The 5,374-nt window shown below is 73.3% G+C and carries 5 protein-coding genes; 4 read left to right on the top strand and 1 reads right to left on the bottom strand.

What is annotated here, in order from left to right:
* Together AAGI91_17395 and AAGI91_17390 are read left to right on the top strand one after the other, a co-directional pair.
* The coding region (locus AAGI91_17395) for a hypothetical protein (protein MEM1044387.1) at positions 1 to 328 on the top strand (328 nt) is incomplete at its 5' end.
* Positions 316 to 1,221 (top strand): 1,4-dihydroxy-2-naphthoate polyprenyltransferase, encoded by a 906-nt coding sequence (locus tag AAGI91_17390; protein ID MEM1044386.1) that lies wholly within the window; start codon positions 316 to 318, stop codon positions 1,219 to 1,221. The genes AAGI91_17395 and AAGI91_17390, both read left to right, overlap by 13 nt.
* Before the next feature lie 85 nt (positions 1,222 to 1,306).
* On the opposite strand, the gene AAGI91_17385 is transcribed toward AAGI91_17390, so the two are convergent.
* Positions 1,307 to 2,752, bottom strand: coding sequence for an ATP-binding protein (locus AAGI91_17385; protein ID MEM1044385.1), 1,446 nt, complete (start codon positions 2,750 to 2,752; stop codon positions 1,307 to 1,309).
* Between the two features lie 177 nt (positions 2,753 to 2,929).
* Here AAGI91_17385 and menC point away from each other — a divergent pair, with 177 nt between their 5' ends.
* On the top strand, positions 2,930 to 3,988 hold the full coding sequence (menC, locus tag AAGI91_17380; protein ID MEM1044384.1) for an o-succinylbenzoate synthase: 1,059 nt from the start codon (positions 2,930 to 2,932) through the stop codon (positions 3,986 to 3,988).
* Positions 3,985 to 5,374 (top strand): AMP-binding protein (locus AAGI91_17375; protein MEM1044383.1); only part of this gene is annotated, 1,390 nt, incomplete at its 3' end. The genes menC and AAGI91_17375, both read left to right, overlap by 4 nt.

The raw sequence follows: 5,374 nt of genomic DNA, 5'->3' as shown, positions 1-5,374 counted from the left end.
CTCGACCGGCGACATCCACGGCGGCTTCTCCGAGGGGAAGGGCGCCGTCTGCGTCGAGGGCGACGACCTCGTGATCGAGGTGAACGTCTCGCTGATGGGCATGATCGACCGGGGCACGACGACGCACCGCTTCGAGCTGACTGACCTCGAGGAGGTGCGCCACAGCCGGACCCCGCTCCGCGACACGCTCAAGATCCGGACCCGCCCGATGGAGCTGATCTCCGAGGTGCCGGGGGCGCACCAGGGCGAGCTGCTGCTCAAGATCGGTCGCCGCCACCGCCGCGACGTGGACGACCTCCTCGACCGCCTCGACCTGTGGCTGACGTAGCCGCCCCGAGGCGGGGGATCGGGCTCTGGCTCGACGCCGCCCGACCGAAGACGCTCCCGGCGGCCATCGCGCCGGTCCTCGTCGGGATCGCGCTCGCCACCGAGGCGGGGGCCTTCCATGCCCTCGCCGCCGCGTGCGCCCTCCTCGGAGCCGTCTTCATCCAGATCGGCACCAACTACGTCAACGACGCCGAGGACGCCGTGCGCGGGGCCGACACCGAGGCGCGGAAAGGGCCGCAGCGCGCGACCGCCTCGGGGCTCGTCTCGCCCGGCCAGATGCGAGCGGCAGCGGGCGTGGCGTTCGCCCTCGCGTTCGCGGCCGGCGGCTATCTGATCTGGCGCGGCGGCTGGCCGATCCTCGCGCTCGGTCTCGTCAGCATCGCTTCAGGTGTCGCCTACACGGCCGGGAAGTACGCGTTGGCCTACACAGGGTTAGCGGATCTGTTCGTGCTCGTGTTCTTCGGCCCGGTCGCCGTCGCGGGGACGTACTACGTGCAGGCGCTCGACCTGCCGCTGTGGGTGCCCGTCGCCGGGCTCGGGCCGGGCTTCCTGGCGACGGCGATCCTGCTCGCTAACAACGTCCGCGACGTCGAGGAGGACCGCGTGGCGGACAAGAAGACCCTGGTCGTCCGCTTCGGGCGGCCGTTTGGGGTGACGCTCTACAACGTCTGCATCTCGGGCGCGGTCGTCGTGCCGGCAGCGCTGGCGCTCGTCGCGCGCGACCACGTCGGCGTGCTGGTCGCCTCGGCGCTGGCGGCGCTCGTCGGACGACGGCTGGCCCGGACGCTCGCCGCCTCGACCGACCCGGCCATCCTCAACCCGCTCCTCGCCAAGACGGCCGGCCTGCTGTTCGTCTACTCGGTCGCGTTCGCGCTCGGGTGGGGGCTGACGTAGATCGGTACACGGTGCTTGGTACGAGGTACGGCGCACGCGCTACCAACCATTGCCCGTACCTCGTACCCGGTACCGGGTACCCGCTTCAGGCCACCTGGAACCCCAGAATCGCGGCCCCCTCGCGCCCCGCGCCGGCCTTCATCTCGTCGACGGCCTCGCGGACATGATCTACCCCGAGGCGGACCGCTGCCGGCTCGGACGCGCCCTCCGCCTCGGTGGCGATCTGGACGGCCCGGAACACCAGCTCCTTGAGGAACGCCTGGCTCGTCCGGTCGGTCATCCGCACCACCTCGCTCAGGTCCAGCCCCGAGGTGTCGTACGGGGCGAGGAGGGCGGTCAGGTAGCGCTGGCGGAGGTCCGGCCCGGGCAGCCCGAACAGGACGCACTGGCTGATGCGCCCCGGCCGGTCCTTCACGGCCGCCTCGACGCGGTCGATGGCGTTGGTCGTGAGCACGAACAGGATCTCGTCGTCGCGGGCGAACCCGTCCAGCTCGTCCATTAGCTCGCCCAGGGCCACGCCGTAGGCGTTCTCCTCGCGCTGGCCGTACACCAGGTCGACGTCCTCGAGCACCACGAGCGCCGGCTGGAGCATCCGCGCGATCTGGCAGATCGACCGGGCGTGGAGGAGCGTCCGGCCCGTCGCCACGAGCGTCGTCACGCCGTCGAGGCGGTGAGCGAGGTACTTGCAGGTGTGCGTCTTGCCCGTGCCTGGCGGCCCGTAGAACAGCACGCCGCGCCGCGACGGCAGTCCGAGGTCGCGCAGCGCCGCGCGCCGCGCGTAGAAGTCGACCAGGAGGCGGTCGAGGAGGGCGCGCTTCTCGGGCTCGAGGATGATCTCGTCCTCCTCGATGCGGTAGGTCGGGCGGAAGCGGAGGTCGACGAACTCGCCCTGCACGGCGTCGCCGTACTCGTCGCGGATGTCGGACTCGAAGGACACCTCGAGCGTCTTGCCGCGGTACACGCTCACCTCGCTGGCGGCCGAGAGCAGGCGCTCCATCGCCGCCTCGGCGTCGTCCTGCGAGATCGCGCCCACCTCGATGCGGACCGACTGGGTGTAGCTGTCGAACTTGAGGCGGAAGACGGAGGGCGCGTCCTCGGCCCCGAGGCGGACGACCCGGAACGTGTCGGTCGGGAAGAAGGCGTCCTTGCCCTCGGCGACGGCGCGCGCGACCGACCCCGAGGCGCGGACCGGCCGGTTGCGCTCGTTGTGGAAGTGGCCCGTGAGGATCTGGGCGAGCGTCTCGTGGTGGTCCGAGTCGAGGCGCTCCACTGCCTTGGCGTCGTCGGCGAGGGCGTCGAGCGCCCGGTGGAGGTCGGCCAGGCGGAACGAGGGGAGGGTCTTGAGGTAGGCGTGGTACCCTGCGAGGTCGTCCCCGCCGCCCAGGTCGGCGACCGCCTTTTTCAGCCACACGTCGATGAGCTTCTTCCCGCCCAGACGGCCCCACAGCCCGTCCGGGACCGCGCCGATGATCATCAGCGAGACCAGCGCGACGGCGACGACTGAGACGGTGACGAGGAGGAGAGTGTCCATGCAGCCTAGCGACGCCGCTGCGGCGTTTCAGATGGGTCCTGGTGGGACGTACGGGAGGGTACGAGGTACGAGGTACGAGGTACACGAGCGCCGAGGGCTCCTCGAATCGTACCTCGTGCCCGGTACCGCGTACCCACCCGAAGGGGACTCGAAAGGGAGCCGAGGATACCACCGGCCATGCGGGTAGAGACCGTCGACCTCGTCCCGTACCGCCTGCCGCTCACCGAGGCGGTGACGTGGAACGGCGAGCGCTGCACGACACGCGAGGGCGCGCTCCTCCGCCTCGGGGACGACCGGGGGCGGACCGGGTGGGGCGACCTCGCCCCGCTGCCCGGCTTCAGCCGCGAGACCCTCCCCGAGGCAATGAAAGCCCTCACCGAGGCGCTGCCGGAGCTGCTGCGCCGCGGCCTCGATCCGTCCGACCTCACCCAGCCCTCCGGCTCGTTCCACACCACCCTTGACGCCGCCGGCCTGCCGTCGTCGGCTCGGTTCGCGCTCGACCTCGCGCTCGCCGACCTCGCCGCGCAGGCGCTTGGCCAGACCCTCCCCGAGGCGCTCAGCGCCAACGTCGCCACCCAACTCCCCCTGAACGGCCTGCTGATGGGCAGCCCCGAGGCGGTCGTCGCGCAGGCCCGCCGCCTCGGGGCCGGAGGCTACCCGGCGGTCAAGCTGAAGGTGGGACGGGCCGCAGTCGAGACCGACATCGAGACCGTCCGGGCCGTCCGCGAGGCGCTGGGCGAGAGCGTCGCGCTCCGCCTCGACGCCAACCGCGCGTGGGCGGACGACGACGCGAGGCGCTTCGCCGACGCCGTCGTCCCGCTGGGCCTCGACTACATCGAAGAGCCGCTCGCCGACCCGGCGGGGCTGGCCGCGCTGGCGCGCGACACCGGTCTGCCGGTCGCGGTCGACGAGTCGGTGCAGGAGGGCGCCGCGATCGAGGCATGGGCCGCGGCGGCTGTCCTCAAGCCGATGCTCGTCGGCGGCCTCATGGCGACGCTCCGCCTCGCCGCCTCGGCGTGGAGCGTGGGCGTGCGGACGGTCCTGAGCGCGTCGTTCGAGAGCGGCATCGGGCTCCGCGGCGTGGCCGCCCTCGCGGCCGCCACGGGTGCCCAGCCGGCCGGGCTCGACACGTACCGCTGGCTGGCCGAGGACGTCGTCGGACCGCTCCCGTTCGGCCGGCCCGTCGTGGACGTGCCCACCCTGTTCGCCGCGCCTCCCGAGGTGGCCGTCCCGTGACCGACCCGGTCCGCTCGCACGCCGAGGCCCGCCCCGAGGCGAAGGCCCTGGTTACCGACGCCAGCGCCTGGACCTGGGCCGAGCTGGACGCCCGCGTCGGTGCTGCCGCACGCCGCCTCGGGGAGGGACCGGAGCGCGTGGCCGTTCTCGCCCGGACGTCGCCGGCCCTCGTCGTGCTTGTGCTGGCGAGCCTCCGCGCTGGGCGCACTCTCGTTCCGCTCTCGACCCGCTGGACCGAGGCGGCCGTCGCCGGCGCCCTCGCCCGCCTCGGGGTCGAGCGCCTGATCGTCGGGCCAGGCCAGACGGCGCCTTCAGGTCCCGAGGCCGTGCCACTGGCCGAGGAGGTCGGGGAAGGGGAGGCCACCTCGGGGGCGGACTTGGAGTTGGGCCGGCCGTGGACGGTCGTCCACACGTCGGGCTCGACGGGCACGCCGAAGGCGGCGCTCCACACGGTCGGCAACCACGTCTGGAGCGCGCGCGGCGTGAACGAGTGGATGGACCTCCGGGCGGGCGACCGCTGGCTCCTCGACCTGCCGCTCTACCACGTCGGCGGCCTGGGCGTCGTCGTCCGCTGCGCGCTCGCCGGCGCCGCCGTCGCCGTCCCCGAGGCTGGCACGACCACCGCCGAGGCGGTCGCCCGTTTCCGCCCGACCCACGCCTCGCTCGTGGCGACCCAGCTCCGTCGCCTCTTCGACGCCGACGCGGACCTCACGAGCCTCCGCGCCGTCCTCCTCGGGGGCAGCGCGATCCCGTCCGACCTGCTCGACGAGGCGGTCCGCCGCGGCGTGCCCGTCGCCACGTCGTACGGGCTCACCGAGATGACGTCGACCGTCACGGCGGCCCTACCGGGCGCCTCCCGCACGGCCCTCGCCACCTCGGGGGCGGTTCTTCCACACCGCGAGGTGCGGATCACCGAGGCGGGCGAGATCGAGGTCGGCGGGCCAGCCCTCTTTGCCGGCTACGTGGCGCCGGACGGGCTCGACGCACCTGCCGCGTGGTACCCGACGGGCGACCTGGGCCACCTCGACGCCGAGGGTCGCCTGGTGGTCACCGGCCGGCGCGACCTGATGTTCGTCTCGGGCGGCGAGAACGTGCAGCCCGAGGCCATCGAGGCGGCGCTGCTCCGCCTCGATGCCGTCGCCGAGGCGGTGGTCGTGCCGGTAGCGGACGCCGAGTTTGGGCACCGGCCTGTCGCGTTCGTGCGGTCCACCTCGGAGGATGCCCTCGACCCCGAGGCGGTGCGTGCGGCGCTCCGCGCGGACCTCCCCGGGTTCATGGTGCCCGTCGCGGTCTACGCGTGGGGCGGGGCGGGAGGGATGAAACCAGACCGCCCGGCGCTGACCTCAGAGGCCGAGCGCCGGGCGGCGAATGGAACGCCTCGGGGAG

The organism is Bacteroidota bacterium, from assembly GCA_038746285.1.
GTDB lineage: Bacteria > Bacteroidota > Rhodothermia > Rhodothermales > JANQRZ01 > JANQRZ01.
Note: the sequence above shows the minus strand (reverse complement) of the source record. Positions and strands in the feature narration are given on the sequence as shown.

Coding starts and splice junctions, on each gene's coding strand:
- AAGI91_17385 (MEM1044385.1), bottom strand. CDS start 2,752: ATGGACACTCTCCTCCTCGTCACCGTCTCAGTCGTCGCCGTCGCGCTG.
- menC (MEM1044384.1), top strand. CDS start 2,930: ATGCGGGTAGAGACCGTCGACCTCGTCCCGTACCGCCTGCCGCTCACC.